Here is a 26995-nt window from a genome sequence, read left to right as displayed (position 1 = left end):
AGGATACAAATTTTTTTATTATGTCAGAAACGACAAACAAAGAAGAGCTTCTTCTGAACCAAAACGTAGCACCGGAACAATTCGACTGGGATTCTTTCGAATCAGGATTGGATGCAGAATCACGCCAGGAAAAAAATGACCTGGAAGAAATTTACAATGGTTCACTGAAGGACCTTCAGGACAATGATGTACTGGTTGGTAAAGTGGTAAGACTTACTGACAAAGAAGCCATCGTTGACATTAACTTTAAATCAGAAGGAGTAATCTCTCTGAATGAATTCCGTTACAACCAGGGACTTGCTGTGGGCGACGAAGTGGAAGTAATGGTGGACCGCAGAGAGGACAAATCCGGCCAGCTGCAACTTTCTCACAAGAAAGCGCGTACGCTGAAAGCCTGGGATAAAGTAAACGAACTGCATGAAACCGGAGAAATCGTAAACGGTTTTGTGAAGTCCCGTACCAAAGGCGGTATGATCGTAGACATCCACGGAATCGAGGCGTTCCTGCCAGGTTCTCAGATCGATGTGAAGCCTATTAAAGATTACGATCAGTATGTAGGTAAAACAATGGAGTTCAAAGTGGTTAAAATTAACCCTGAGTTCAAAAACGTTGTGGTATCTCACAAAGCCCTTATCGAAGCCGATATCGAAGGACAGAAAAAAGAAATCATCGCTCAGCTGGAAAAAGGCCAGGTGCTTGAAGGAACCGTGAAGAATATTACTTCTTACGGTGTATTTGTTGACCTTGGTGGTGTTGACGGACTTATCCACATTACAGACCTTTCCTGGAGCCGCGTAAATCATCCGTCTGAAATTCTTTCTGATGGTGAAACGGTGAAAGTGGTAATCCTTGATTTCGATGATGAGAAAACAAGAATCCAGTTAGGTATGAAGCAGTTGGAAGCACACCCTTGGGATGCACTTTCTGCTGATATGAAAGTCGGTGACCGTGTGAAAGGAAAAGTAGTTGTTCTGGCTGATTATGGTGCATTCGTAGAAGTAGCGCCAGGCGTTGAAGGACTGATCCACGTTTCCGAAATGAGCTGGTCTACACACCTGAGAAGTGCTGGTGATTTCGTGAAAGTGGGAGATGAGGTGGAAGCTGAAATCCTGACGCTGGATCGCGAAGACCGCAAAATCTCTCTGGGAATGAAACAATTGAGCCAGGATCCTTGGTCAAATATCGAGCAGAAATACCCGGTAGGTTCAGAGCACATCGGAACAGTGAGAAACTTCACAAACTTCGGTGTATTCGTAGAACTGGAAGAAGGAATCGATGGTCTGATCTATATTTCTGACCTTTCCTGGACTAAGAAAATCAAGCATCCATCTGAATTCTGTGCTGTTGGCGACAAGCTGAAAGTAGTAGTACTGGAACTGGATACAGCTGCAAGAAGACTTTCTTTAGGTCACAAGCAACTGCAGGAAAATCCTTGGGATAAATTTGAAACCAAATATGCAGAGGGAACAGTACACGAAGGTACTGCAACCGATGTATTCGACAAAGGTGCTCAAGTACAGTTTGAAGATGTAGAAGTGGAAGCATTCTGCCCATCCAGATTATTGGAAAAACAAGATGGTTCCAAAATCAAGAAAGGAGAGAAAGCTGAATTTAAAGTAATTGAATTCAACAAAGAATTCAAGAGAGTAGTAGTTTCTCACACCGGAATCTTCAAAGAAGACGAAAGAAAGAACGTAAGAGACAACGCTTCCAAATCAGTTTCCACTTCCGGAAATGAAGAAAAAGCAACCCTGGGAGACCTGGATGTTCTTGCGGAACTGAAAAAGAAAATGGAAGGTAAATAAACCTGAAGTTTTTCTGAATATTGAACGCCTTGCAAATGCAGGGCGTTTTTTTATGTGATTATCTTATATTATTTCCGGAAAATTTATAAATTCGGCGAAGCTTAATCAATTTATATGAAAAACAGAAAATTACCTCTTGCCTTCGCTGCTGCCTTCTTTTTATGGTCTGCTGCGGCGAATGCTCAGGATTACCAGCAACTGATTGCACAAAAACTCAGTGCTGCCGGCAGTATTGCGAAAAGCGATCTGCAGGATTTTACCATTAAAAACGAAGACAGATCTGCATCCATGAATGCCGATGTGATTAAATTCCAACAGCTGTATAATGGAATTCCCGTCTATAACGCCGTTGGAACTGCTTTAGTTAAAAATAACAGCATTCTCCATCTCACGGAAGACTTTACTAAAAGTTACACCCAGGCCAGCAGCAAAAATGCGGCGGCTGATCCTGCTGCTGTATTTTCCGGTGTTGCCGGTAATATGCAATTGAGCTCAAAAACTGCTTATCGTCTGACACCTGTCAACAGCCCTTCCAGAAATGAAGCGCATGCGGTGCAGTATCAACTGATGTACATGCCAACTGATAAAGGAAATCTACAGTTGTGCTATGAATTTATGTTTGAGGAAGCCGGCACCTCTAATTACTGGCAAATCCTGGCCGATGCATCAACCGGTGAAATTCTTCGGCAGGAAAACTTAACTGTATCCTGTTCTTTCCCGACAGATGCATTTATACACGATCACAGTCAGCACGCCGGACAAAGTCCTGCCACAGAAATTTTGCAGAGCAGTGCAATCCTGAAAGCAGCAGCTCCGGACAATGCGCAATACCGGGTTTTTCCATTGCCAATCGAAAGCCCTTCACACGGTGCGCGGCAATTGGTGAGTAATCCCTGGCTGGCAGATGCTTCCCCGGACGGCTGGCACCGAGTTAGCGGTGGGACGTATGCCGGTGTGTATACCACTACTCAGGGTAATAATGTTTTTGCCTATGAAGATACCGGCAGCAATAATGCACCCGGTCTTTTTGCAGAAGGAGGAGCTGAGCGCGTTTTTGATTTTCCTTTTGTCGTAAATGCAACCAACGATAATCAGAAGGCGGCCATCACCAATCTTTTTTATATCAACAACCGCATTCACGATATTTTCTATCGTCTGGGCTTCACTGAAACGGCACGCAACTTCCAGGCATTTAATTTTGGCAAAGGAGGTGCTCAAAACGATTATGTCCAGGCGGAAGCACAGGACGGCAGTCGTCGGAATAATGCAAGCTTTGCCACACCTTCCGATGGTGGCCGGCCACGCATGCAGATGTATCTGTGGGATCCTGCGGTCATCGAACGCGTGTTTTATAATACACCGCCGGAAGCTGTCGGCCGTGTCGTACCAAGTGTCGTTTCAACTACATTCGGACCAACACTTACAGCCACGGGCGTAACAGCCGATGTTAAACTTTCGCCGGTTGAAAATGCCTGTACATCATTGCCTGCCGGCTCGCTCACCGGATACATTGGTTTGGTAAAAAGAGGTGAATGTGACTTTACGACCAAGGTCAAAAACACACAGGTAGCCGGAGCGGTGGCTACCATTATTTACAGCTTGCCCGATTCCGCGCCTACAGGCGGAATGGCCGGCACGGACAATACCATTACCATTCCTTCAGTACTTATCGACAATGGGGAAGGAGTGTATATGAAGAATCTGATCGAAAGTGGTAAAAATGTAAACATCACTTTAAAATACGATGCGGATGCCCAGGCCATCCGCGATGCCAGTTTTGATAACGGAATTATTGTGCATGAGTACGGACACGGTATTTCTAACCGTCTCACGGGGAGCGGGTATGACTGCCTTTCTTCCGCATCTTCCAAAGAACAAATGGGCGAAGGTTGGTCCGATTTCTTCGCGCTCATGTTAACCAACCGTCCGGGCGATGATGCCTCTGTTGCACGTGGTATTGGTACGTATTCAACTTCAGAAGCGATTACCGGCAACGGAATTCGGCCTGCCAGATATTCGCCGGACCGAGGTATTAATAACTTCACTTATGGTAACACGAATGGCATGCAGTTCACTAACCAATTCGGGCAGCTGGTGCCGGATGTGCATTCCATCGGTTTCGTGTGGGCTACCATGCTTTGGGACCTGCACTGGAAATATGCGGAAAAATATGGCTACTCTTCCGACGTAACAGCCAATACGACCAATGGAAGTACACGCGTGCTGCAGCTGGTAACTGACGGACTCAAACTGCAAGCGTGCAGTCCAACCTTTATCGATGGACGAAACGCAATCCTGCAGGCAGAAATGGCCACGACCAATGGTGTAGATAAGTGTATGATCTGGGATGTTTTTGCTAAAAGAGGTTTGGGAGTGAATGCTTCCGCCGGTAGTAAGACGAACATCAACGATCAGGTAGAGGACTTTGATGTGCCGGCAGAATGTAAACTGGCAACTTCTGAAACGGGCACGGACAAAGTAGTATCATTGTACCCGAACCCTGCCAGGGATTATTTTCAGCTGCAAACAGCTAAAACCATCCAGGGCAAAATTAATGTCAGCATCTACGACATGAGTGGTAAGCTGGTTTCCACTCAGCGTGTAGAAGCCCGCGAGAATATCAGCGTTCAAAATCTTTCGAACGGTGTGTATATCGTGAAAGCAGAAGGCTTAGGCTTTGAATATTCCAGCAAGCTGATGATCAAGAAATAAATCCTTTAATGTACAATCAAAGCCGCTTCTTTAGGGAAGCGGTTTTTTGTTGCCTCACAAAAAAACATAAAAAACCTGCTGTCAAAAATAACAGCAGGTTAACTTTTCGTAAGACTGGCTTATTTGTAAGAAGCGTCTTTAATTCTTGCTTTCTTACCACGCAGTTTCTTGAAGTAGTTGATTCTCGCTCTGCGAACTTTACCTCTGCGGTCTACTTCAATTTTTTGCAACGCCGGAAGGTTCATCGGGAATACACGCTCCACACCCACATCGCCACTCATTTTACGGATGGTGAAAGTTTTGGTAGCACCGGTTCCACGAAGCTGGATTACCACACCCTTGAAGAACTGGGTTCTGGTTTTCTGGCCTTCTTTAATTTCTGTGTACACGGTGATGGTGTCACCGGCTTTGAATTCAGGGAATTCTTTTTTTGCGATGTACTTATCCTGTACATACTTCAATAAATCCATTTTTTTAAATAAAAAAAAGTGTTGTCAAGCTAAGCAACGTTCACGTCCTTCGTCAGAGGTTGATTAACAGGCTGCAAAAATAAGCTAAAATTTGCAATCCGGCAATAAATAAATAGCTTAATATGCGCTTAATCAGGCGGAATTATAAGTTCGGCAGCTCAGCTTATTTATAAAATAATCCTGCGAAATGCTTTACTCAATCACTCAAATACTCAATTACTTTATTTTCCCTTATTTACTTCTTAATTCCTCACGCAACCGCTTAATCATTTTCTTCCGGGCGTGTCGCTCGCTTGCTCACTCCGGCTGCGCCTCCGTTCCCGCGCTCCCGCCGGGCTGTCCACTGTATCTTTTGGCGCGCCGCTGGCGCAGCTCGCCAAAAGGATGCCGTTTCCATCCCTCACGCAGCAGGCCCCAGCACCAAGAATAGTCGCAGATAGATAATGTCACTACCGCTGTTAGAGCTCAAAGCGCTAACATCAAGCCGCCAGATTCACAAAAAATTCGTAATTTCAAGCCACAAAAACCACTCTGAGAAATGATAGATAAAAGAGTTTCCAATGCAACCGAAGCCATCAAAGGCATCACCGACGGCATGACCCTGATTGTCGGCGGTTTCGGGTTGTGCGGTATTCCCGAAAACAGTATTGCCGCTTTGGTTGACAGCAATGTCACCGACCTGACCTGTATTTCCAACAATGCCGGTGTCGATGATTTTGGTCTGGGCCTGCTGTTACAGAAGAAACAAATTAAGAAAATGATTGCCTCCTACGTCGGCGAAAATGCCGAGTTCGAGCGGCAGATGCTTTCCGGTGAGCTGGAGGTAGAACTTACACCGCAGGGAACCCTGGCAGAGAAATGCCGCGCGGCTCAACACGGAATCCCCGCGTTCTACACACCGGCAGGCTATGGGACCGAAGTTGCGGAAGGAAAAGAAAGCCGGGAGTTCAAAGGTAAAATGCATATTCTGGAACACGCTTTTCAGGCAGATTTCTCAATCGTGAAAGCCTGGAAGGGTGATCACGCCGGAAATCTTGTCTTTCGCGGAACTGCGCGCAACTTCAATGCGCCGATGGCAGGTGCCGGAAAAATCACCATTGCCGAAGTAGAGGAGCTGGTGGAACCAGCTGAACTGGACCCGAACGAAATTCATATACCGGGCATTATGGTACAGCGTATTTTCCAGGGAGAAAAATTTGAAAAAAGAATAGAGCAGCGCACCGTTCGTCCGCGCCCTGCTGAAAATAACCAGTAACCCATTCCGGTGGCTGCGGCAGCAGCCTTTAAAAATATACTTTTAGCTATGCTTACAAAACAACAAATCGCCCAGCGTATTTCGAAGGAAGTGAAAGATGGGTATTACGTTAACCTCGGAATCGGGATTCCAACACTCGTGGCCAATTTCGTTCCTGATGATATTTCAGTAGAATTTCAAAGTGAAAACGGTGTGCTCGGTATGGGCCCTTTTCCTTATGAAGGAGACGAAGATCCGGACCTGATTAATGCCGGAAAGCAAACCATTACGACTTTACCTGGCGCTTCCTTTTTTGATTCTGCTTTTAGTTTCGGGATGATTAGGAGCCAAAAGGTGGATCTCACCATTCTTGGCGCCATGGAGGTTTCTGAAAACGGTGACATCGCCAACTGGAAAATTCCGGGCAAAATGGTGAAAGGAATGGGCGGTGCCATGGATCTGGTCGCTTCGGCTGAGAATATTATCGTTGCAATGATGCATGTGAATAAAGCCGGAGAAAGTAAAATCCTGAAGCGTTGTACATTGCCGCTAACCGGTGTAGGCTGTGTGAAAAAAGTGGTTACAGAACTGGCCGTGCTGGAGGTGACGCCGAAAGGCTTTCGCTTGCTGGAGCGCGCTCCCGGTGTTACGGTGGAGGAGATCATCAAAGCCACAGAAGCGGAACTTATTATCTATGGAGATATTCCGGAAATGAAATTTTAACAAAGTAAAGTACGTGATGTCTTCTTACAAAATATCGAAAGAACCCTTCATTGTTCCGACGACAGACGGTAAACTTATTCAGGAAATCTGGGGAAATTCCAATGATAACGCTTCCGTTTCCATCGCGCATATGGTGGCACCACCACAATGGTCGGAACCGTTTCAAACACCGGAATTCGAGGAATACACCTACATCCTCCGTGGTCGGAAGCAGTTTGAAATCGAAGGGGAAACAATTTTATTGAAAGCCGGTGAAAGCATCCGGTTGCAACCGGGCGTTCGCGTGCGCTACAGCAATCCGTATGACGAGGAGTGTGAATATATTTCCGTGTGCCGCCCGGCCTTTTCACCGGAGCTGGTGAACAGGGAAGAAGCGTAAATCAGCCTACCATTCCCACGGCCGGAAAAGATATTTTCCATCGGTAAAATCTGCAACAATATGCTGCAGACCATTGCTTAAAATAATTTCTTCCGCTTGCAGTACCGAATTGTACCGGGCTGTTTGTTCAAAAACGGTGGGAGTTAATTTAATATGGGGCGCTTTGCATTCCACCAGGATTTTAGGCTGCGTTTTTTCGGTGACCAGCAGGTCGATTCGCTTGGTTGTGCCGTTGAGCTCAATCTTCTTTTCCAACAAAAGTGCGGAGAGATTTCTCTTTTTTGTAAAATGAAAATAATGCAGCCAGTGCTGCCGTACCCACTCCTCGGGCGTCAGCTGAAGCCAGGCGCGCCGCGCCGTGTCATGAATAAAAAACTTACCTTTGTCTGCCCTGATTTCCCAGTGATAGGTTTCATTAAAATTCAGTTGTGGCAGGTCCATTTGTATGAAAGAATTAAGTTCAGTCCTCAAAAATATTAAAAATAAAGAGCTTCAGCCGTTTTATTTTTTTCATGGCGAAGAACCCTATTTTATCGATGTAGCGGTAAAGGCTTTTGAAAATGAAGTACTGACTGAAGATGAAAAAGCGTTTAACCAGACGGTGGTGTACGGCAAGGATACGTCCTACGGCGACATTCTTTCGCTGGCGCGGCAATACCCGATGATGGGAGATCTGCAGGTAATTATTGTGAAGGAAGCGCAGGATCTGAACGGCACATCGGATGATTTTAAAGCATTAAAAATGTACGCTGAAAATCCGGTTCCTTCCACTTTGCTGGTCATCGCACATAAACACAAGAAAATCGACGCGCGCAAAGCCACCTTCCTTTCGGTATTGTCCAAAAAAAATGCGGTGTTCACCAGCACAAAGATGCGCGATTACGAGGTGGCTGTCTGGATTAGCAAAAGGATCACCTCCTTACAGCTTTCTGCGACACCGGCCATTGCACCGCTGCTGGCTCAGTATCTCGGCACAGATTTGTCTCGTATTGATAATGAACTGCAAAAATTAAAGCTCATCCTGAAGCCCGGCGAACAGCTGGACGAAAAGGTGGTGGAAACCCATATTGGCATCAGCAAGGATTTTAATGTTTTTGAACTTATTAATGCCTTAAGTACCAGGAATGCGGCCGCTGCTTTTAAAATTGCGCATTATATCGGAAAGTCCCCGAAGAATAATCCCTTCGTGATGATGATGACCAATATTTATAATTTCTTTTCGAACCTGATCATTTTTCATACGATGCCCGGCAGCTCAAAGGATGAATTAGCAGCAGCAATGAGCGTAAATCCTTATTTTGTAAAGGATTATGCTGCCGCCGCCCGGTTATTTAACCTTAAGCATTGTACCCGCGTAATTTCTGTTTTGAGAGAAATGGATTTAAAGTCCAAAGGCTTAGGTGCAGTCAATATGACCGAACCGGAACTGCTGAAAGAACTGGTATATAAAATTATAAATGTTCATCAGTATAAAGTAAAAACCTGATTTAATTTTGTTTTATAGAAGTACTAACTACTGGAATTCTACTGCGGCAGCATCAGCAGTATTGACAAAATTAATGGCTTTCATAGCCTTAAAGCCAAAATAAATCACGATTTTTGACAACTTAATTGCAATAACAGAATAAACGTAATGGAAGAAAATATTTTAGACTGTGTGATTGTGGGTTCGGGACCCTCTGGTTTTACTGCTGCGATCTATGCAGCGCGTGCAGACCTGAAACCGGAACTGTACACAGGGCTGGAGCCGGGCGGACAATTGACTACGACCACCGAAGTAGATAACTTTCCGGGGTATGCCGAGGGAGTGACTGGTCCGCAAATGATGATGGATATGCAGAAGCAGGCCGAGCGTTTTGATACAAAGATTCATTATGAACTCATCACCAAAGCGGAATTTGCAACGGAGCCGGGCGCCATTCACAAACTGTGGGCCGGCGAAAAAGAAATTCAGGCGCGTACTGTCATTATCTCCACAGGTGCCACTGCGAAATATCTCGGCCTAGAAGATGAGAAAAAATATATGGGCGGCGGGGTTTCTGCCTGTGCAACCTGCGACGGATTTTTCTATAAAGGGAAAGATGTAATCGTTGTTGGCGGTGGCGATACGGCTGCCGAAGAAGCCACTTATCTTGCAAAACTTTGCCGCAAAGTGACCATGCTGGTGCGCAAAGATCATTTCCGCGCCTCGAAAGCGATGATTCACCGTGTTAACAGCACACCGAATATCGAAGTCAAATATCACCATGAGCTAATCGGCATCGAGGGAGAAAATTTCCTGGTGGAAAGAGGCATAGTTATTAATAACCAGACGCAGGAAGTTTCCAAAATCGACGTGGAAGGAATTTTCATTGCAATTGGACATAAGCCAAATACGGAAGTATTTGCCGGTCAGATTAACCTGGATGAAAACGGCTACATCAATACCTTGCCGGACAGCAGCAAGACCAACCTGCCAGGTGTCTTTGCAGCAGGGGATGTTCAGGACAGCCATTACCGACAGGCGATCACCGCAGCAGGCAGTGGTTGTATGGCGGCAATGGATGCTGAGAAATACTTGGGCGAATTGCAGGGATAAAACTTATTTTATATACGATAAACTCCTGTTTTGCAGGAGTTTTTTTATTTTTAAGAAATGAAAACAGCATTTTTAATATTTCTCGGCGGCGGGATTGGCAGTGTGTTTCGGTATTATATTTCGTCGCTCACGCACAAATTGTTGCCGGTGGGTAATTTTCCGCTAGGTACTTTTGTCGTGAATATCGTAGGTTGTTTTCTGATCGGTGCACTGACTACTGTTTATCTGCGTACCGACAATTCATTAAAGTTTCTTTTCATCACCGGCTTTTGCGGAGGGTTTACGACCTTTTCAACATTCTCTGCCGAGAATGTCACTTTATATCAGGAAGGGAATTATATCACCTTATTTATTTATATAATCTTAAGCATTCTGGCGGGAATTGCAGCGGTGAGCGCAGGTTTGTACGGTGTGCGTGCATAATTTTAGCTTTGAGAATGAACAGCTTAGTATAAATCGGCGAAATTCATTTGCAGCGTAGAAAAAACCTTTCTATATTTGCACCACTGAAAACAAGAAATTGTTTTTAGGAGAGATGGCAGAGTGGTCGATTGCGGTAGTCTTGAAAACTATTGACTGTAACAGGTCCGGGGGTTCGAATCCCTCTCTCTCCGCTGATAAAGCCACAACGAAAATGTTGTGGTTTTTTTGTGGTTTGTAGTCATTCACACAATGTATCTAAATTTGAAAAGCCCTGAAAATTATAAGCCATAAGTAAATGGTGTGTTTTTTTTGATTCGTAATCATTGACAGATTGAATTCACGTGCATTCAAAAAGTCCTGAAAACTTTGGTCCTGCATCATGTCGGAAGTCCGGCAGGCAATGCATCCTCTTTCTCCGCTCAAGTACTGTAAATCGGCTTTTCCTTAAGTTTTCATTTTAAGATATTAATCAATAAGGTGCTAACTGTATTATTGCTTAATTTTTTCTTTTGTTATAGCACGATCGACATTTCTTTAAAAGTAGTTTGTCCTACTGGTATTAGCTGAATGAATTTCGCTTAAGCGGTATTTGAGAAGAATCAAACGTATGTGTTTTTATTCAAGCTGTAATAATTTATGCACATAAAAATACGCTGGCTCACTCTTTATAAACTAGTTAAATTTCAAAATAAAAATCAAATAAATTTTTTTTCTTTTTATCTGGTGTCTTTACGTGTTTTTACAAATAAAAGAAAGGGTGGTAATAATCATTTTAGCATTAAATTATAATTAAAGTTACTAATAGGATAACCAAATCACTTTATGGATGTTAATAAATTGTTAAATGCAGCGCGATTTCGTATTTAATATTGTGCTCGGCATATCATTTGTTGCAATATTTCTCAGTTACTTATTCTTATGCTAGCAAAGAGAATTAGTACTTAATTAAATACCAACCAAAAACAATTTATTACTATGAACCACAACAGATCGAACGATTCTCGTTCAGGAAATTCAAGATCTCAATCGCATCACAATGACTACGACAGAAGCGGAAGTCATCAAAATGAATATAGCAACGAGTACGGCAACCAGAGCCGCGGCTATAATGATAACTATGATAACGATTATGATAATTACGGTTCCCGTGGAGAGTACGGTTCGCAAAGCGGACAGGGGTCTTACGGGAATTCTTCGTCACATATGAACCGTGATTACCACAACGGAGGCTCTTCAAACAGCGGCCGTGGCAGTTATGACGATAACTATGATAATTACGGAAACCGTGGCCGCGGAAGCTACGGCAGCGGTTCCATGCATGGTGGCTCCAGCAACCAAAACAGCTACGGTTCCGAAAACTACGGAAGCTATGATGATAACTACGGTGACCACTCCGGCAGTTCCCGAATGGGTAGATCAGCCAGCCGTTCCGGTTATTTTTCCGGAAGAGGTTCCGGTGATCTGAGAAGTCAGGGCGGCCGGTATAATGATGAAAGTAATTACGGCAACCAGGAGCACCCCGGACAGTACGGAGGTTCTGACGAGTACAATAGAAGAGGCAATTACGGAAGTTCCAACAATTATGGCAGCTCCCGCGGATATGGAAGTTCTGATGATTACGGAAACAGTGGTCGTTACGGGAACTCCGGCCGCTATGAAAATTCCGGCCGATATGGAAGTTCTGGAAATTATGGATCAGAGCATGATTCCGATAACTACGGTTCCATGAATTCAGGAGGCCGCTCTTCCGGTAGAGGAGGGTACGGCGGACATTCCGACTCGTACTCATCCGGCCGCGGAAGTTCCTATGATGATTACTCGTCCGGCAGCGACCGCTATTCTTCCGGCCGTTCCTCTCAGGGAAATTACGGTACGCATGACAGCAGCTATGGCTCAGAAGCATATGGTTCCCAAAGAACCAATAACGACCGTACCCACGGCTCCGGCCAGGGATATGGTGGCTCCATGGGCGATCACAGGAGTTCATCACGCATGGGGAATTCATCTTCGCACAACAGTGGAAGATCATCCCGGACAGGTTTCGGTGGCAGAAGCAGGAATGACTAATGTCCGTTAACCATTACAATGAAAGGAGGCGGAAGTCTCCTTTTTAGTCTAATTTTTAAATTATAAAATCATGCAGGAAACCACAAAAGATAAAGCCGGAAACACGGCTGCTGAGCACAGCTCAAAAAGAGGTGCAAAAAACGCCAAACAGGACAGCAAATCCGGTAATTCCAATAATCCCCAACAGGAGAACAACGCTCAGGAGAACACGAATACAGATTCACAAAAAAATGACCAAATCCGTTCTAAAAAACCCCTGAAGAAATTCTTCATCGATGCGTTGAAAGATATGTATTACGCTGAAAATGCGATTTCCGAAGCGCTGCCCAAAATGCGGGAAGCAGCCACCACCGAAGAATTGCAGGACGCTTTCGAAGAACATGAATGGGTCACTAAGAAGCAAATTTCCAGATTGGAGAAAGTATTTAAATGCATAGGTGAACAGGCGGAGAAAAAAGAATGCAAAGCTATTAAAGGCCTCCTTGAAGAAGGTCAGGAAATCATGAAATCAACACCGGAAGGGTCGATGACCCGGGACGCAGCACTCATTATCGCAGCACAGAAGGTCGAACATTATGAAATTGCAACGTATGGCAGCCTGGTGCAGCTGGCCCTGACACTGGATGAGCAAAAAGCAGCCGGACTTCTGGAAGACAGTTTGCACGAAGAGGAAGATACCGACCATCATTTAACAGATATTGCGGAATCTTACATCAATTTCGAGGCAGAAGAAGAAAGCAACTAATTTTCTTTTTCTCATATGAAATTTAATCTTATCTGGAAGACTGCTGTTTAAAGGCAGTCTTTTATTGTGAATTACAGCAACTTTTTAATCAGACAATTCGAATTATCCGTAAATATTTAACATTAAAGCCCGATGGTGCGAAATTATTATCGCTTTTACGGCATTATGCAATACGTGGTACACTGTTTGATACAGCATTTCAAGTTGCAAACTGCCTGTGGATCGTACTTTTGCCGGCGTCTGTAATATTCTATACACTGTTATTTTCGATTAAAGGGCGATGTAAGTAGTCAGGATTTTTAATAAATAAATCCCGATACCATATACATGGAAAAAAGTCACATTAGCAAAAAAAAATAAATATGAAAACATCAACATTAAAAAAGCAGAACAATCATGAGTATGACATGATTGTGTTTTGCCATCTCCGTTGGGACTTTGTGTATCAGCGGCCGCAGCATCTGATCAGCCGCATGTCCGAGGAATATCGCGTACTGGTCGTGGAAGAGCCTGTGGGAGCCGGTGAGAACGGTAAAGGAAATTTTGAGGTTACGGAAATCAATCCGCAGCTGCATATTCTTCGTCCGCAGATCAACCATTTGGATGAACTCGGGCCTTACCTTAAAAAACATTTAAAAACCAGAAGTTATTTCATGGGCTGGTTCTATTCTGCTGCCTTTGTGACGGTGCTGGATTCGCTTGATTTCGAAACCGTTGTGTATGACTGCATGGATGAACTTTCCTTGTTCAAAGGCGCTTCGCCAACGCTCATCGCGCAGGAGGAAAGACTGCTTTCCGCCGCTGATGTCGTGTACACAGGCGGTAAATCTTTATATGAATCCAAAAAACAAAAACATCATAACGTATTTTGTTTCCCAAGTTCAGTGGATGTGAAACACTTTGCCAGCCCGAAAACTACCGCCCGACCTGCAGATATTGCGGATTTACCGGGAAAAATTGTTGGTTACTATGGCGTTATCGATGAAAGAATCGATCTGGACTTACTTGCAGAAACGGCGAAACTTGCGCCTGATACTTCCTTTGTCATGATCGGTCCTATCTGTAAAATTGAAGAAGCCGACCTGCCGCGTGCAAAAAACATTCATTATTTAGGAATGAAATCCTACGAAGAACTGCCGGTGTACCTTCAGCACTTTGACATCGCCATGATGCCTTTCGCCCTGAACGATGCAACAAAATATATAAGTCCGACCAAGACTTTGGAATACATGGCGGCCGGTAAACCAATTATTTCTACTAAAATTAAAGATGTGGTACGTGATTACAGATCTTGTATTTCCCTGGTCGATAATGCAGAAGCCTTTGCTGCAGCCGTGCAGGCACCACAACAAAACTTTGAAAAGCAATACGAAGATATTTTAGAAAAAACTTCGTGGGATACCACTGCGGAAAAAATGCGTTTAATTATTAAAAAGATGATTGCATGAAGAAAGCAGATATCCTGATTATTGGTGCCGGTATTTCCGGTGCGACGCTGGCGGAGCGATATGCTTCTATCGGTAAAAAAGTAGTAATCTTAGAAAAGCGTGATCACATTGCGGGCAACTGCTATGATTATTATGATGAAAATGGGATTCTTACCTCGAAATACGGCGCACACCTGTTCCATACCAATGATAAAGAAGTGTGGGAATACGTAAATCGTTTCGGTGAATGGTATCCTTGGGAACACCGTGTTATTGCGCGTGTTGATGATAAAACAGTTCCGATTCCGGTAAATATTACCACCGTAAATACACTCTTTGATGAAAATATACAGAACGAAGAGGAAATGCAGCAGTGGCTCGCGGAAAACCGTATTCCTTTCGATCCGGCGACCAATGGCGAGGAAGCCGTTCTCAACAGAGTAGGACCGGTGCTGTATGAAAAGATGTTTAAACATTATACCAAAAAACAATGGGACAAATACCCGGCGGAACTGCATGCTTCTGTATTGGAAAGGATTCCCGTGCGACAGAATTATGACGACCGTTATTTCTCGGATGAATTCCAGGCGCTGCCAAAAGGCGGGTACACCAAAATCTTTGAAAAGATGCTGGATCATCCCAATATCACAGTGATGCTGAACACCGACTATTTCGATGTTAAAGATCAGTTCGAAGGGTACGAAAAACTTTTTTATACAGGGCCGATCGACCGCTTTTTTGAGTTTGAACAAAAACTGAATGAGAAACTGGAATACCGCTCAATTAATTTTGTGACCGAGCAGGTAGATCAGGAATATTATCAGGAAAATTCAGTGGTAAATTATCCGGGCAATGAAGTTGATTTCACCAGAATTGTGGAGTATAAACATTTCGGTAATCAAAAGTCGGACAAAACCAGCATCGTGAAGGAATTTACCGTGGACCACGGCGATCCGTATTATCCGGTTCCGAACGAGAAGAATCAGAAAATTTACGAACAGTACAAAGCGGAAGCGGATAAACTGGAAGACGTGTATTTTGTGGGCCGTTTGGCAAACTACAAATATTTTAATATGGACCAGGCATTTGCGAATGCGCTGCAATTATTTAAAGAACTGGAAGTTGCAAAATTACAACCATCATGAGAAAACAACCTTTCTTCCGGAGTTATTTCATGGGAGGATTTGAATGTGCAGATCACATAAACCGGCACGGGAACCGCGTTAATCTTTTAAACGAAACGCAACATGATATCCGTGCAGAAAAGGACTACCGCCTGATGGCGGATCTGGGGATTTTCACCGTTCGCGAAGGCATCTGCTGGAGCGCGGTGGAAACCGCTCCCGGCGTTTTTGATTTTTCAGAAGTTTTAAACAGAATGCGCGCTGCTGAGAAAACAGGCATGCAGGTTATGTGGGACCTGATTCATTTCGGATATCCGGACGGTTTGTTTCCGACACATCCGCAATTTGAAACAAGGTTTATGCAGCTCTGCCGCGCCTTTGCTGAATATTATAAAGAACACAGTCGTCAGCCGTTGTACGTGGTGCCGTGTAATGAAATCAGCTTTCTCTCCTGGCTTTCAGGGGACGATCGCGGAACGGTGCCTTTTACACATCATAACGGCTGGGACATTAAATATCATTTATGCAAAGCGGTGATCCGCGGCATTGAAGTACTAAAAGAAACAGATCCGGAGTGTACCATTGTGATGGTAGAACCGCTGATTCACATTCATCCAACGGAAACCTGCCTGCCCGATGATCTTCAGCGCAGAAATCAGTATCAGTTTGAAGCTATGGATATCATCGGCGGACGCATGTGTCCGGAATTAGGAGGGAAGGAAGCATATCTGGAAGTTCTTGGTTTTAATTATTACTGGAACTGCCAGTGGCGTGGCGAGGCCGACAGTTTATGCTGGCCCGATGTGGAAAATTGCCGTACACCTTTTCACGAAATTTTGTACCAGGCCTACCAACGCTATGAGAAGCCGGTCTTTCTTTCCGAAACCGGACATTTCGGAGAAGGACGTGTGCAATGGCTCGAAGAAATTACCGAGCAATGCCTGATTGCGCAGGATCGCGGTGTAGACTTCCACGGTATCTGCATCTATCCGGTGACCGACCGGCCGGATTGGGATGACCTGAGTGTCTACAGCCGTTGCGGACTGTATGACCTTGATGAAAATAAAAACAGGATTCCCGAAGTTTCTTATTTGGAATCACTGCGGCAACAGCAGTTAAAAGTAGAAGAAACGCTCGTCATCTGACGGAAACACCACACTAAAAAAATATAAATTATGGAAAACTGTAACAAAAAAAAGATAGGCATTACCTTTAGCTGTTTTGATTTGCTGCATGCCGGACACATCCGGATGCTGGCAGAAGCAAAGGCACAATGCGATTACCTGATCGTTGGCCTGCAAACAGATCCGACCATTGACCGGCCGGAAAAAAATAAACCGACCCAAACGGTGGTAGAACGCTACATTCAGCTGGAAGCTTGCAAGTATGTGGATGAAATTGTACCTTATACTACTGAGCAGGATCTGGAAGATATCTTAAAATTATATCAGATTGATGTGCGCATCATTGGCGATGAATACAAAGATGATAATTTCACCGGCCGCGAATTCTGTGAGGAAAAAAATATTGCCCTGCATTATAACGAGCGCAACCATCGCTTCTCCAGTTCCGGACTGCGGCGCACCGTGTACGAGATGGAACACGAAAAACTGAAAAATGCTACAGAAGAAAAAGGAATGATGCGAAAGCTCGCTAAAAATTAAATAACGTGTCTTGCCATTGGGCAGGACATTTTTTTTGATTAAAATATTGATTACCTGATTCTAATATGAAAAGTTTCTTCGTGAAAACAGTTTGTCGTTAACCTTTCTGGGTTTATTTCTCATAACCATTTTCGAACAGATTTATTTCGGATTGCAGGAGTATAATAAAGACTTAGACGAGTGGGGTGGGCAGGCGGTAATCTGGAAAGAATATCTTTCTTCAGGTCATTTCTATGAGGCTACCTTTGAAAACTGGGAGAGCGAATTCCTGCAGATGGCTTTATTGGTCTGGCTGACTATTTTCCTGCGGCAAAAAGGCTCCTCTGAATCCAAGAAAATTGATGAAGACATTGATGTGGACCGTGAACCTTCGCCGGGGAAGAGTGATGCGCCTTGGGCCGTGCGGCGTGGCGGGATGTGGCCGAAAATGTATAACCAATCACCGACTATAACTTTATTTATACTGTTTATCCTTTCCTTTATTCTGCACGTTTACGGAAGTTTAAAAGACACCAATACTGAAAACAAACTCCGCGGACAGCCACTGGAAACGTGGCAGGAATATCTGACGGACTCGCGGCTCTGGTTTGAATCTTTGCAGAACTGGCAGAGTGAATTTCTGTCGGTGTTTGCAATTATAGTGTTTATCCATATTCCTCAGGCAAAAAGGTTCCTCGCAGTCCAAGCCGGTAGATGCACCGGATTCCCAAACCGGCGATTAGCAAAATGGCACGATAAACGCTTATAGCTTATCTTTAAAAATAATAAATGAACGAGGAAATACTGGGCCTGATTGCCGGTGCGCTCACGTCGGTAGCCATGCTGCCGCAGCTGATTAAAGTCTTAAAAGAAAAAGATGTGCAGGATATTTCACTACTGATGATTCTGGTATTGATTACCGGATTGTCATTATGGGTCTGGTATGGTTTCCTGCAGGATGAATTGCCCATTATCTTATCAAATGCCTTTGCAGTGCTCGTCAATCTAGCACTTTTGGTATCTTATTTCAGATTTAAAGAAAAATAACCGGCTGCAGTTCCGGTTATTTTGTTTTTATACGTCTACTTTAGGGCTGGCCGGTCAAACACCTTTGCATCATTTTTAATCCAGCTGATACTTTATTTAAACTCAAGAAATCCTTTTAATTTATCATTAAACTAAGAGCCTAATATTATTTTATCTTGAGAAGTCCAAGCTAATCCGACCTAAACAAAAAGGTTCTTACTTTACTTTAGCTTTTTTAATGTCATCTATTTCACGCTTCAGGCTCAGGAACATATCTTTCACTGTCATCATATCCAGTGTTTCGGTTTCAAACTCAGAAGTATTGATTCCGCAGGCAAATTCCCAGATTTCCAAGATATCAGATAACCGGATTTCATATGGCGGATACAACGGATTATCTGAACTTACGCGCAAATGCCGGGAAGCTTTCTGCTGCAATCTTTTATAGACAATGCCTTCATTTTGGGTAATGAATACGTATGTTTTTCCTTGTTTTAATTCGGTGAGTTCTTCCACATACTTACCCACAATAAAAGTCCCTTCGGAAAATGGCGGCATAGAATCTCCGCTGGCCGGAAAAGCACGAAACTTTCCGTTTCTCAGAAAGGGGAGCGACAGGGTTTGTAATCCCTCAATGTATCCGGGGTCGCTGTATCCCTGCAGATATCCCATCTTGGCCTTGGCCGGAATAATTTCAATTTTATTTTCTCCTTTTTCATCCACTGCGATGGGGAGCACCACCCGGTTGTCCGGCAGCTGCATCATTTTTTCGTGTGAATATTTTCTTAAATCCACGCTGACCAGTAAATCAATACTGACACGATAGTGTTTGGAAATGCGCAACAGGATTTCAATCGGCGGTTCGCTGGAGCCGTCTTCATACTTGGCATAGCGCCCGCGGGTGATGAGCAGTTCATCGGCAATCTTCTGCTGAGAGGCCTTCTGCAGGGCCCTCAGGTAGCGCATATTTTCGGAGAGAACAGACATTGGTATAAATTATAGCAACAAACATACGAAAAATTGATACAAATCCTATTAGCTTTGTCCACATGGAACGTGCAATTGTACATATGGATTTGGACACCTTTTTTGTTTCCTGTGAACGCAGGGAACATTCGGAGCTGGCCGGCATTCCGGTAATCATTGGTGGCGGCGATCGTGGGGTGGTGGCTTCCTGTTCTTATGAAGCACGCCGGTTTGGGGTGCGCTCCGCAATGCCGGTCAAGATGGCGCTGAGGCTTTGTCCCGAAGCCCGGGTAGTGCGCGGAGATTACGAGCGGTATTCCAAATATTCACAGGAAGTGACCGAAGTGATCCGCGAGAAAGTGCCCGTACTGGAAAAAGCCAGTATTGATGAATTTTATCTGGATCTTTCCGGGATGGATCGCTTCTTCGGTTGTTACCAATGGACACAGGAAATTGCAGAGGCAGTTACGCACCATACCGGCCTGCCCATCAGTTTCGCTTTGTCCACCAATAAAACCGTGTCCAAAATCGGAACCGGTGAAGCCAAGCCAAAAGGCCGGCTGGAGATTCCTTCGCTGGAAGTGCAGCCTTTCCTGAACCCTTTGTCTGTGCGAAAAATTCCGATGGTGGGCGATGTTACTTTTCAGTTGCTGTCGCGGGTAGGCATCCGTACGATTGAAACACTGTCGGCTATGCCGGTGCTGATCCTGCAGCAGATGCTGGGAAAAAACGGCGAAGAACTCTGGAGAAAAGCCAACGGTATCGATTTATCGCCGGTGGTGCCTTACTCGGAACGGAAGTCTATTTCCACCGAGCACACTTTTACCAATGATACGATTGATGTTTTTGAGGTGAAAAGAATTCTTTCCGGCATGGCAGAAACATTGGCGTATCAGCTGCGGCGGGAAAAATGGCTGACTTCCACGGTAGCTGTGAAAATACGTTATGCCAATTTCGATACTGAAACCAAACAGGCAAAAACAGCCTACACCTCACTGGACCACACTTTATCCAAAACTGCGCTGGACCTTTTCGACAAGATTTATAAAAGAAGAATGCGCCTGCGGTTGGTAGGTCTTCGCTTTACCAATCTGGTGCACGGAACCTATCAGATGAATCTGTTTGAAGATACCGAAGAGCTCATTAACCTCTATCAGGCAATGGACCGCATCAAAAACCGATTTGGCAAACACGTGGTCGGCCGTGCCGGTGGTTACGAATTTCTGTCTGGCGATAAGCGAACCAAAAAAGCCTGGAGTAAAATTGATGAAATTATTAAATGAAAAAAATATTTTGATATGAAAAATGTACCCAATCTAAGCACCATGTACCGCCCCTGGCAAAATCAAATCAAATCACAACTGGCTCTGGAGCCGCTGGGTGAGCATGGCAATAATTCGTTTGCTGTACACCTTGAGGTCCCGGCAACAGATTTCCAGCTCGTCGGCGGTCAGCATTCCCAGGGTCATGCCTACCAGCGTATTCCGCAGCGCGGTGTCTTTCTGAAGGCTGTTTTCCACGAAGCGGTGTTTTTTCTCGGTGGAAAGTGCGAGGAATTCCTGCTCGTGGCGGGTTGCATACGCCAGGAAAAAAGTCAGGTACAGGTCATGCTGAAGTTTAAGCACCGGGCGTAACACCTGGTCCTGAAAGTTTTCAGTTTCGGAAGCGGCTTCCGGAAGCGGAAGTACCGACCTCAGGTCTTTTCTGTTCATTTTTATTTTTAATAAAGATAAGGTGACGTACATCGAAGTGTGCACAAATATAAGAGATGAGGAAAATATAACCGGATTTTTTATTATAATTAAAAGAAACAAAACTCCGTACAGCTAAAAGTTCAAAAACGTACTCAGAATGAAACCATTACTATTTCTTACATTTGATTTATGAAAATTCTACATACCGCTGACTGGCATTTGGGAAAACGCCTTGACCGTTTTCACCGTCTGGAGGAGCAGATACAGGTTATGGCGGAAATTACAGAAATCGCCGACCGTGAGCAGGTAGATATGGTGCTGATTGCGGGCGACCTGTTTGATAACTTTAATCCCGGCACGGAAGCCACGGATTTATTTTATAAAACCCTGAAGCAACTCTCAGCCAACGGAAAGCGCCCGGTTATTGCCATTGCCGGAAATCATGATTCACCTTCATTTATTAATGCGCCCAATCCGCTGGCGCGGGAGTGTGGCATTATCCTCATCGGTTCGCCGGCGGCTGTGGTGCAGCCTTTTGAGCTGGAACATTTCAGAATCAGCCGGACGGATGAAGGTTTTCTGGAACTGGAATTACATCACATAGAATTTCCTATACGGCTGCTTCATACCGCTTATGCGAATGAAACACGGCTGAAAGAATTTCTGGGAGAAGATAAAGAAACAGAACTGAACCGCGTGTTGGCCGAACGCTGGAAACACCTGGCGGAAACCTATTGTAACACAGATGGCATCAATCTGCTGATGACGCATTTATATATGAATAAAAAAGGGGAAACCCTGCTGGAAGAACCCGATGGGGAAAAACCAATCCGCATAGGTAATGCCGATATGATTTACAGCGAAAGCATTCCCGGACAAATACAATATACGGCGCTGGGCCATTTGCACGGACATAAAAACATCGGTTCGGCAGAACGGCCGGTCGTGTACGCTTCCTCTCCCTTATGTTACAGTTTCAGTGAGGCCGGACAGACAAAATATGTTTGCCTGATTACCGCAAAGCCAGCACAGCAGGCAGCCTACGAAAGAGTCGCTTTAACCACAGGGAAATCACTGCATCGCAAAACCTTTACTTCCACAGAAAAAGCGCTGGAGTGGCTCGGTCAAAATCCTGAATGTCTGGTGGAACTTACTTTGGAAAGCGACAATTTCCTGCCGGCGGCAGACCGTAAGCGGCTGTATGAAACCCATTCCGGGATTGTGCACCTGATCCCCAAAGTTCGGCACAGTGCCACCGCAGAAACTTCTGCAGTAAATATAGACCTGAATCAGGAGCTGCTGCCTCTTTTCAAAGACTTTTTCAAACACAAAAACGGCGGCCAGGAACCCAATGAGGAACTGGTGCAGCTGTTCAACGAAATTATAAATCCCTGACGAGCACATGATTCCGCTTCAGTTAACCATAGAAGGGCTGTATTCCTATCAGCACAGGCAAACCATTGATTTTACCCAACTTACCGCCGCCGGACTGTTCGGCATTTTTGGCGGCGTAGGTTCCGGGAAATCCTCCATTCTGGAAGCTATTTCGTATGTATTATACGGCGAGACCGAGCGTATGAACGGCCGCGAAAACCGCACTTATAATATGATGAATCTTAAATCATCGCGGTCTTACATCGAACTGGATTTTCTGAATTTTGAAGATAATAAGTTCCGGGCTACGCGCGAATTCCGGCGGAACTCCAAAAATTTCGAAGACGTGCGTACGCCGTCAGTGATGTTATACCAATGGAAAAATGACGGCTGGGAACCATTGGAGAGCAGCAGGGTTGATGACATTATCGGTTTGTCTTATGCCAACTTCAAGCGTACGACGATTATTCCGCAGGGTCAGTTTAAAGAGTTTCTGGAACTGGGCGGAAAAGACCGCACCACGATGATGATGGAAATCTTCGATCTGCAGCGGTTCGATTTACAGCAGAAAACAGCCTCATTGCAGTCTGCCAACCGAACTGTGCTCGATCAGCTTGCCGGTGAACTGAAAGGCTTTGAAGAAGTAAATGCAGAGCAAATTGCTACTTTAAAAACAGAATTAGAGACATTTCAGCAGGTTCTTGCTGAAGCTGAAAAAAAACATCAGACGGCGCAACAGGAATTTCAGCAGTATCAGAATATAAAAGCTGACTTTGAAACTTTAATCCAGAAAAGAAATCGCTGGAATACTTTACAGCAAAAGCAACCGTATTTTAAACAACTTGAAGAAGCAACCGAAGTTTATGATGGTTTACAGCGAACTTTTTCATCCTTACTTCAGCAGCGCGATAAAACGTCGGTTGCCTGCAAATCCAAAGAAAAAGAACGCGCCGACAAGGAAACGAAAGCAACTCATTTAACAGCACAGCTTCACCAGGTACAGGAACATATCAAGACTTTGAAACCTGAATATGACCAGCTGGAACTGATGAAGATGAAAAGCGCTGATTTAGCTTTGCTGCTTCAGATAAAAGAAAAAACAGCCGCCACTGCTACACTGAAAGAAAGGACAGCGAAGGGTCAAAAACACATCAAAGATTTAGAGGCTGAGAAAGACAGGAAAAAGACGGAATTGGATTCAGTCCGGGCAGCAATCGCCCAGCTGCAGGAAGAACAGCTGGATCCTACCGTGCTGCTGGCTGCACAGAATTGGTTTTCCACTCAGAAAAACCTGGAAGAAACCCACCAGCAAATCCAAAAAAGCCAGGCAGAAGGCGAGCGGGAATTGCAGGTAATCATAGAAGAATTTAAAAAATTGAACTTTAATTCCGAGGAAGCTGAAGTTTACTTTCAGGAAGAACATGCACGGATTGATCAGCTGAAAAAACGGCTTATCGACAGGAAAAACGAACTACTGGTACAGCAGAAACTGGCACACTTTGCTGATGTCTTGCACGACGGTGCAGCGTGTCCGCTGTGTGGCTCTCAGGACCATCCCGAAATATTAGAGGCGAAACATGTTGATGCTGATTTGCTCGCTCTGCATACAGAGCTTTCGGGTCTTGATCAACAAGTGATTAATCTGCAGGAGTTGCGCAGACAGACAGACCGCCTGCTTGAAAAGCAGAAACTGATTCAGCAGCAGCTCAACGCTGAAAAAAGCAAAGCTGCAACGACTGAAAAGCAGATACAGCAGCATCTCGAAAATTTTAACTGGCCTCAGTTCCGCGCGGATGATATGAAGGGTTTTGAACAGAAGCGAAAAGAGGTGCTCGCACTAAATGAAATCATTAAAGAAAAAACCAACCAACTCGGGGAAACCCAGAAGGAGTTCGATGCGCTTTGCAGTAAAATGGAGCGGTATGCAAAATCCCTGGCTGATTTTCGTGTGGAAGAACATGCAGCAATTACTGCCGGCGAAATGCTGAAAAAGCAGTTGCAGCAGTTGGACTGGAACGCTTTCGAAAAAGTAGCGGTGGAAGAAATTACTGCGCAGCGCACGGCTTGTGACGAACATCTCAAATCGGTTTCGGAGAAATATGAAAAGCTGATGGCGCAAGAACAATCACTGGTTCCACTGGCGGCTACCGCAGCGGCAGAACTGGCAGATGCGAAGCGGCGTGTGCAGGAATTGCGTGATGAATCAAAGGAAACACATCTGGCGATTGAGGCAGCTTTGGTGCTGGAAAAATGTTCCTTGCCGGAAATTGAGCAGGTGCTCAAACAGGAAATGGACGTGACCGAAAACCGCAAGCAGATTCAGCAGTTCCGGATTGAAACAGAAGCCCTGCAGCATACCGTCCGTGACCTGGAAATAAAACTGAATGGAGTCGAATTTCATCCCGAAAAATTGCAACAGCTGGAAATGGATTTAAAGGATTGCCAGACAGAACTGGAGCATGCGCGGACGCGCTGTGTGCGTCATACTGCTGAAATTGACCTGCTGGAAAAGCAGTACAACCAAAAGATTGAGCTGCTCAAAGAGTTTGAAAAGATACAGCAGCGCGATGCAAATCTTCGCACGCTTAGCAATTTATTCAAGGGTTCTGGCTTTGTGCAGTATGCCGCCAGCATTTATCTGCGGCAGTTATGCGATATGGCAAATGTTCGTTTTCACCGGATGACGCGTAACCAGCTCAGCCTGGAACTGAATGACACGAATGATTTCGTGGTGGTGGATTATTTAAATGAAGGCAAAAGACGCAGTGTGAAAACCTTATCCGGCGGACAGGCATTTCAGGTATCGTTGAGCCTGGCGCTGGCACTCGCTGAAAGTGTATCGGCACAGGCAAAAGCAAAACAGAATTTCTTTTTTATCGATGAAGGTTTCGGAACCCAAGACGCTGAATCGGTGCACATTGTTTTTGAAACCCTTTCCAATCTTCAAAAGGAAAACCGGATTGTCGGCATTATTTCTCACGTGGAAGAACTGAAAGAAAAGATGCCAGTCGCCCTACACATTACAAAAGATACCGAAACGGGCAGCAGAATACAGCCGATGTAATTACTTAAAAGCAAATTGCTGCAGTTGCAGAAAGTCGGTCTGCTTATATATTCTGTTAATTTCGCCGTGTTCTAAAATCGCGATGTAGTCGCAGGTACGAAAAAGAGTTTCAATAATATGGGAGCTGATGATGATAGTTTTTTGTTGAGTTTTTAATTGTTCAATGATGGAATATAATAAATGCACAGCTTCATAATCCAATCCGTTGAACGGTTCATCCAAAATCATGAGCGGTTTATCCAGCAGCAAAGTGCCCATTAATGCCAGTTTTTTCTTCATCCCGGTCGAATATTGGTGGGCATATTTTTTCAATGGCAGCTGAAAGGTTTCCTGCAATTCTGAAATCTGGTTCTGGTCATTATTAAAATATCCGAGATATTCCTCACCGGTAATAAACGGATAGAAGTAACTCTCTGTTTCAAGATAGGCTATATCTTTTCGTTTTAATTTAAGGTCGTTAAAAGTGATACTCCCGTTAAAAAGATGATTGCCATACAGCGTTTCAAACAACGTAGTTTTACCGGCGCCGTTTCTGCCCAGCAGTCCTATAACTTGTCCAGCTTTAATCTGCAGATTTATTTTATTTAAAACTGCATTATCTTTAAAATGTACGGACAGTGATTCAATTTCCAACATAACCGGCAATATTTACTTTTGCTTTCTTACTATTATTTTTAATTACAAACAGAGCAGGAATAATTGTAATGCTTAGGAAAAGATGTTCGATGGCAACAGCGATAGAATGTTGATTTGTCTTTTTTGAGTGATGATATAATTTATATTTCCTGCTGATGGTTAATAGCAAATACATATTCATTACCAATATATAAAACAACAATGTTTCAAAACTTGCGGTGTGATTAATAATGAAAACTATATAGGCCGGCACGAGCAAGAGATTGTAAAGGAAAACATTGTGTTTGAGCTTTTCAATGAAGGTATATTTTTTAAAATATAACTGCAGCATTTCTTTCGGTTCATTTGGCTCAAAGATATACGAAACATACTCCAGTACGAAAAGTCCTGTAAAAATAAAAATTGCTTTGTGAAAGCCTGAGGCTATTACAATTCCATAAACAATAAAGAATAAAATAGTAGTGCGCCGCAGGAAACTTTTCCACTCAAACAATGGGTCCGGAATAATAGTCCAGCTGATTGGTAGAGAGAAAGTTTGCCTGGCTTTAATAAAAGGAAAAATTAATATTGGAATTAAGCATAATAACGTTTGAGAATGTAATTGATAATGTATATTAATCACTAGTGGCAATAAATACAGAATGGATGTTTCAAAAATAATAACCATCCACCAAATTGTCGGTAATACTTTTTTTAGAAACTTAATGTCTTTTCGGCTAAAATGAAAAGCGGTAACCAAAAAAAGCGACAGCATCGCCATCCATTCCTGTTGGGGCAGTTCGATGAAAATGAATAGAGCCAGCACAAATACAACCGGTACGCTGGCTCTTGGATTAAAATTCAATACCCGAAAAACCTGATTAACGCGAAAGATAAAATGATGCAGTAACTTGCTCATAAGAAAT

Annotated in this window: 25 protein-coding genes and 1 tRNA gene; 20 read left to right on the top strand and 6 right to left on the bottom strand. The window is 44.2% G+C overall.

The window, feature by feature from the left end; all coding sequences use genetic code 11:
- Positions 1-20 precede the first annotated feature (20 nt).
- Positions 21-1805, top strand: a complete 1785-nt coding sequence (rpsA, locus tag MVI27_RS00450; protein WP_246958673.1) for a 30S ribosomal protein S1 — start codon at positions 21-23, stop codon at positions 1803-1805.
- A 114-nt stretch (positions 1806-1919) separates the two neighbouring features.
- Entirely contained in the window at positions 1920-4517 is a 2598-nt protein-coding gene (locus MVI27_RS00445; RefSeq protein WP_246958672.1) for a T9SS-dependent M36 family metallopeptidase, read from the top strand.
- A gap of 119 nt (positions 4518-4636) precedes the next feature.
- Here the strand turns inward: MVI27_RS00445 and rplS are convergent, their stop codons facing one another.
- Positions 4637-4987 (bottom strand): 50S ribosomal protein L19, encoded by a 351-nt coding sequence (gene rplS / locus MVI27_RS00440; protein WP_246958671.1) that lies wholly within the window; start codon positions 4985-4987, stop codon positions 4637-4639.
- Positions 4988-5525: 538 nt separating this feature from the next.
- On the opposite strand from rplS, the gene MVI27_RS00435 reads away from it, so the two are divergent.
- The 3 genes from MVI27_RS00435 to MVI27_RS00425 are packed head-to-tail and all read left to right on the top strand — an operon-like array spanning position 5526 to position 7323.
- Positions 5526-6242 (top strand): CoA transferase subunit A, encoded by a 717-nt coding sequence (locus MVI27_RS00435; protein WP_246958670.1) that lies wholly within the window; start codon positions 5526-5528, stop codon positions 6240-6242.
- A gap of 48 nt (positions 6243-6290) precedes the next feature.
- Positions 6291-6944 carry a CoA transferase subunit B gene (locus tag MVI27_RS00430; RefSeq protein WP_246958669.1) on the top strand — a complete coding sequence of 218 codons (654 nt, stop codon included), beginning with the start codon at positions 6291-6293 and terminating at the stop codon, positions 6942-6944.
- Positions 6945-6960: 16 nt separating this feature from the next.
- A complete protein-coding gene (locus MVI27_RS00425) occupies positions 6961-7323 on the top strand; it encodes a cupin domain-containing protein (protein WP_246958668.1) in 363 nt (120 codons plus the stop codon).
- Between the two features lie 6 nt (positions 7324-7329).
- On the opposite strand, the gene MVI27_RS00420 is transcribed toward MVI27_RS00425, so the two are convergent.
- Positions 7330-7764, bottom strand: a complete 435-nt coding sequence (locus MVI27_RS00420) for a type I restriction enzyme HsdR N-terminal domain-containing protein (RefSeq protein ID WP_246958667.1) — start codon at positions 7762-7764, stop codon at positions 7330-7332.
- Between the two features lie 4 nt (positions 7765-7768).
- Here MVI27_RS00420 and holA point away from each other — a divergent pair, with 4 nt between their 5' ends.
- The 12 genes from holA to MVI27_RS00360 all read left to right on the top strand — a co-directional run bounded on the left by holA (position 7769) and on the right by MVI27_RS00360 (position 18377).
- Positions 7769-8809 carry a DNA polymerase III subunit delta gene (gene holA, locus MVI27_RS00415; RefSeq protein WP_246958666.1) on the top strand — a complete coding sequence of 347 codons (1041 nt, stop codon included), beginning with the start codon at positions 7769-7771 and terminating at the stop codon, positions 8807-8809.
- Between the two features lie 147 nt (positions 8810-8956).
- Positions 8957-9901, top strand: a complete 945-nt coding sequence (gene trxB, locus MVI27_RS00410) for a thioredoxin-disulfide reductase (protein WP_246958665.1) — start codon at positions 8957-8959, stop codon at positions 9899-9901.
- Positions 9902-9958: 57 nt separating this feature from the next.
- Positions 9959-10324 (top strand): fluoride efflux transporter CrcB, encoded by a 366-nt coding sequence (gene crcB, locus MVI27_RS00405; protein WP_246958664.1) that lies wholly within the window; start codon positions 9959-9961, stop codon positions 10322-10324.
- Between the two features lie 106 nt (positions 10325-10430).
- A tRNA-Ser gene (locus tag MVI27_RS00400) sits at positions 10431-10515 on the top strand.
- A 784-nt stretch (positions 10516-11299) separates the two neighbouring features.
- Positions 11300-12391 (top strand): hypothetical protein, encoded by a 1092-nt coding sequence (locus MVI27_RS00395; RefSeq protein ID WP_246958663.1) that lies wholly within the window; start codon positions 11300-11302, stop codon positions 12389-12391.
- Positions 12392-12461: 70 nt separating this feature from the next.
- Positions 12462-13136 carry a YciE/YciF ferroxidase family protein gene (locus MVI27_RS00390; protein WP_246958662.1) on the top strand — a complete coding sequence of 225 codons (675 nt, stop codon included), beginning with the start codon at positions 12462-12464 and terminating at the stop codon, positions 13134-13136.
- A gap of 362 nt (positions 13137-13498) precedes the next feature.
- Positions 13499-14584: a glycosyltransferase gene (locus tag MVI27_RS00385; RefSeq protein ID WP_246958661.1), complete on the top strand. Its 1086-nt coding sequence runs from the start codon at positions 13499-13501 to the stop codon at positions 14582-14584.
- Positions 14581-15708, top strand: coding sequence for a UDP-galactopyranose mutase (gene glf / locus MVI27_RS00380; RefSeq protein ID WP_246958660.1), 1128 nt, complete (start codon positions 14581-14583; stop codon positions 15706-15708). The genes MVI27_RS00385 and glf overlap by 4 nt, the downstream gene beginning before the upstream one ends.
- Positions 15705-16832 (top strand): alpha-amylase family protein, encoded by a 1128-nt coding sequence (locus MVI27_RS00375; RefSeq protein ID WP_246958659.1) that lies wholly within the window; start codon positions 15705-15707, stop codon positions 16830-16832. The genes glf and MVI27_RS00375 overlap by 4 nt, the downstream gene beginning before the upstream one ends.
- Before the next feature lie 30 nt (positions 16833-16862).
- A complete protein-coding gene (locus tag MVI27_RS00370; protein ID WP_246958658.1) occupies positions 16863-17351 on the top strand; it encodes an adenylyltransferase/cytidyltransferase family protein in 489 nt (162 codons plus the stop codon).
- 91 nt (positions 17352-17442) lie between these two features.
- The gene (locus MVI27_RS00365) at positions 17443-18099 is read left to right on the top strand and encodes a DUF6766 family protein (RefSeq protein ID WP_246958657.1); all 657 of its coding nucleotides are present in this window, start codon (positions 17443-17445) and stop codon (positions 18097-18099) included.
- Between the two features lie 20 nt (positions 18100-18119).
- A complete protein-coding gene (locus tag MVI27_RS00360; RefSeq protein WP_246958656.1) occupies positions 18120-18377 on the top strand; it encodes a SemiSWEET transporter in 258 nt (85 codons plus the stop codon).
- A gap of 195 nt (positions 18378-18572) precedes the next feature.
- Here MVI27_RS00360 and MVI27_RS00355 read toward each other — a convergent pair whose 3' ends face one another.
- A complete protein-coding gene (locus MVI27_RS00355; protein WP_246958655.1) occupies positions 18573-19343 on the bottom strand; it encodes an XRE family transcriptional regulator in 771 nt (256 codons plus the stop codon).
- A 62-nt stretch (positions 19344-19405) separates the two neighbouring features.
- On the opposite strand from MVI27_RS00355, the gene dinB reads away from it, so the two are divergent.
- Positions 19406-20605, top strand: coding sequence for a DNA polymerase IV (gene dinB, locus MVI27_RS00350; RefSeq protein WP_246958654.1), 1200 nt, complete (start codon positions 19406-19408; stop codon positions 20603-20605).
- Positions 20606-20677: 72 nt separating this feature from the next.
- Here the strand turns inward: dinB and MVI27_RS00345 are convergent, their stop codons facing one another.
- Entirely contained in the window at positions 20678-21034 is a 357-nt protein-coding gene (locus MVI27_RS00345; RefSeq protein WP_246958653.1) for a glyoxalase, read from the bottom strand.
- Positions 21035-21205: 171 nt separating this feature from the next.
- On the opposite strand from MVI27_RS00345, the gene MVI27_RS00340 reads away from it, so the two are divergent.
- Together MVI27_RS00340 and MVI27_RS00335 are read left to right on the top strand one after the other, a co-directional pair.
- Positions 21206-22411: a metallophosphoesterase family protein gene (locus tag MVI27_RS00340; RefSeq protein WP_246958652.1), complete on the top strand. Its 1206-nt coding sequence runs from the start codon at positions 21206-21208 to the stop codon at positions 22409-22411.
- A gap of 7 nt (positions 22412-22418) precedes the next feature.
- Positions 22419-25454 (top strand): AAA family ATPase, encoded by a 3036-nt coding sequence (locus tag MVI27_RS00335; RefSeq protein WP_246958651.1) that lies wholly within the window; start codon positions 22419-22421, stop codon positions 25452-25454.
- On the opposite strand, the gene MVI27_RS00330 is transcribed toward MVI27_RS00335, so the two are convergent.
- Positions 25455-26090 carry an ABC transporter ATP-binding protein gene (locus MVI27_RS00330; RefSeq protein WP_246958650.1) on the bottom strand — a complete coding sequence of 212 codons (636 nt, stop codon included), beginning with the start codon at positions 26088-26090 and terminating at the stop codon, positions 25455-25457.
- On the bottom strand, positions 26077-26988 hold the full coding sequence (locus MVI27_RS00325) for a hypothetical protein (RefSeq protein WP_246958649.1): 912 nt from the start codon (positions 26986-26988) through the stop codon (positions 26077-26079). The genes MVI27_RS00330 and MVI27_RS00325 overlap by 14 nt, the downstream gene beginning before the upstream one ends.
- Positions 26989-26995 lie beyond the last annotated feature (7 nt).

The organism is Chryseobacterium salipaludis (assembly GCF_022968825.1).
GTDB lineage: Bacteria > Bacteroidota > Bacteroidia > Flavobacteriales > Weeksellaceae > Kaistella > Kaistella salipaludis.
This window is presented reverse-complemented; position numbering and strand designations above follow the sequence as displayed.

Bases quoted from the DNA above. Each gene is read 5' to 3' on its own strand.
- MVI27_RS00335 (WP_246958651.1), top strand. From the start codon at position 22,419: ATGATTCCGCTTCAGTTAACCATAGAAGGGCTGTATTCCTATCAGCAC.
- MVI27_RS00375 (WP_246958659.1), top strand. From the start codon at position 15,705: ATGAGAAAACAACCTTTCTTCCGGAGTTATTTCATGGGAGGATTTGAA.
- MVI27_RS00355 (WP_246958655.1), bottom strand. From the start codon at position 19,343: ATGTCTGTTCTCTCCGAAAATATGCGCTACCTGAGGGCCCTGCAGAAG.
- rplS (WP_246958671.1), bottom strand. From the start codon at position 4,987: ATGGATTTATTGAAGTATGTACAGGATAAGTACATCGCAAAAAAAGAA.
- MVI27_RS00425 (WP_246958668.1), top strand. From the start codon at position 6,961: ATGTCTTCTTACAAAATATCGAAAGAACCCTTCATTGTTCCGACGACA.
- MVI27_RS00390 (WP_246958662.1), top strand. From the start codon at position 12,462: ATGCAGGAAACCACAAAAGATAAAGCCGGAAACACGGCTGCTGAGCAC.
- MVI27_RS00385 (WP_246958661.1), top strand. From the start codon at position 13,499: ATGAAAACATCAACATTAAAAAAGCAGAACAATCATGAGTATGACATG.
- MVI27_RS00325 (WP_246958649.1), bottom strand. From the start codon at position 26,988: ATGAGCAAGTTACTGCATCATTTTATCTTTCGCGTTAATCAGGTTTTT.
- dinB (WP_246958654.1), top strand. From the start codon at position 19,406: ATGGAACGTGCAATTGTACATATGGATTTGGACACCTTTTTTGTTTCC.
- MVI27_RS00345 (WP_246958653.1), bottom strand. From the start codon at position 21,034: ATGAACAGAAAAGACCTGAGGTCGGTACTTCCGCTTCCGGAAGCCGCT.
- MVI27_RS00340 (WP_246958652.1), top strand. From the start codon at position 21,206: ATGAAAATTCTACATACCGCTGACTGGCATTTGGGAAAACGCCTTGAC.
- MVI27_RS00330 (WP_246958650.1), bottom strand. From the start codon at position 26,090: ATGTTGGAAATTGAATCACTGTCCGTACATTTTAAAGATAATGCAGTT.
- rpsA (WP_246958673.1), top strand. From the start codon at position 21: ATGTCAGAAACGACAAACAAAGAAGAGCTTCTTCTGAACCAAAACGTA.
- holA (WP_246958666.1), top strand. From the start codon at position 7,769: ATGAAAGAATTAAGTTCAGTCCTCAAAAATATTAAAAATAAAGAGCTT.
- MVI27_RS00360 (WP_246958656.1), top strand. From the start codon at position 18,120: ATGAACGAGGAAATACTGGGCCTGATTGCCGGTGCGCTCACGTCGGTA.
- MVI27_RS00435 (WP_246958670.1), top strand. From the start codon at position 5,526: ATGATAGATAAAAGAGTTTCCAATGCAACCGAAGCCATCAAAGGCATC.
- MVI27_RS00395 (WP_246958663.1), top strand. From the start codon at position 11,300: ATGAACCACAACAGATCGAACGATTCTCGTTCAGGAAATTCAAGATCT.
- trxB (WP_246958665.1), top strand. From the start codon at position 8,957: ATGGAAGAAAATATTTTAGACTGTGTGATTGTGGGTTCGGGACCCTCT.
- glf (WP_246958660.1), top strand. From the start codon at position 14,581: ATGAAGAAAGCAGATATCCTGATTATTGGTGCCGGTATTTCCGGTGCG.
- MVI27_RS00420 (WP_246958667.1), bottom strand. From the start codon at position 7,764: ATGGACCTGCCACAACTGAATTTTAATGAAACCTATCACTGGGAAATC.
- MVI27_RS00445 (WP_246958672.1), top strand. From the start codon at position 1,920: ATGAAAAACAGAAAATTACCTCTTGCCTTCGCTGCTGCCTTCTTTTTA.
- MVI27_RS00430 (WP_246958669.1), top strand. From the start codon at position 6,291: ATGCTTACAAAACAACAAATCGCCCAGCGTATTTCGAAGGAAGTGAAA.
- MVI27_RS00370 (WP_246958658.1), top strand. From the start codon at position 16,863: ATGGAAAACTGTAACAAAAAAAAGATAGGCATTACCTTTAGCTGTTTT.
- crcB (WP_246958664.1), top strand. From the start codon at position 9,959: ATGAAAACAGCATTTTTAATATTTCTCGGCGGCGGGATTGGCAGTGTG.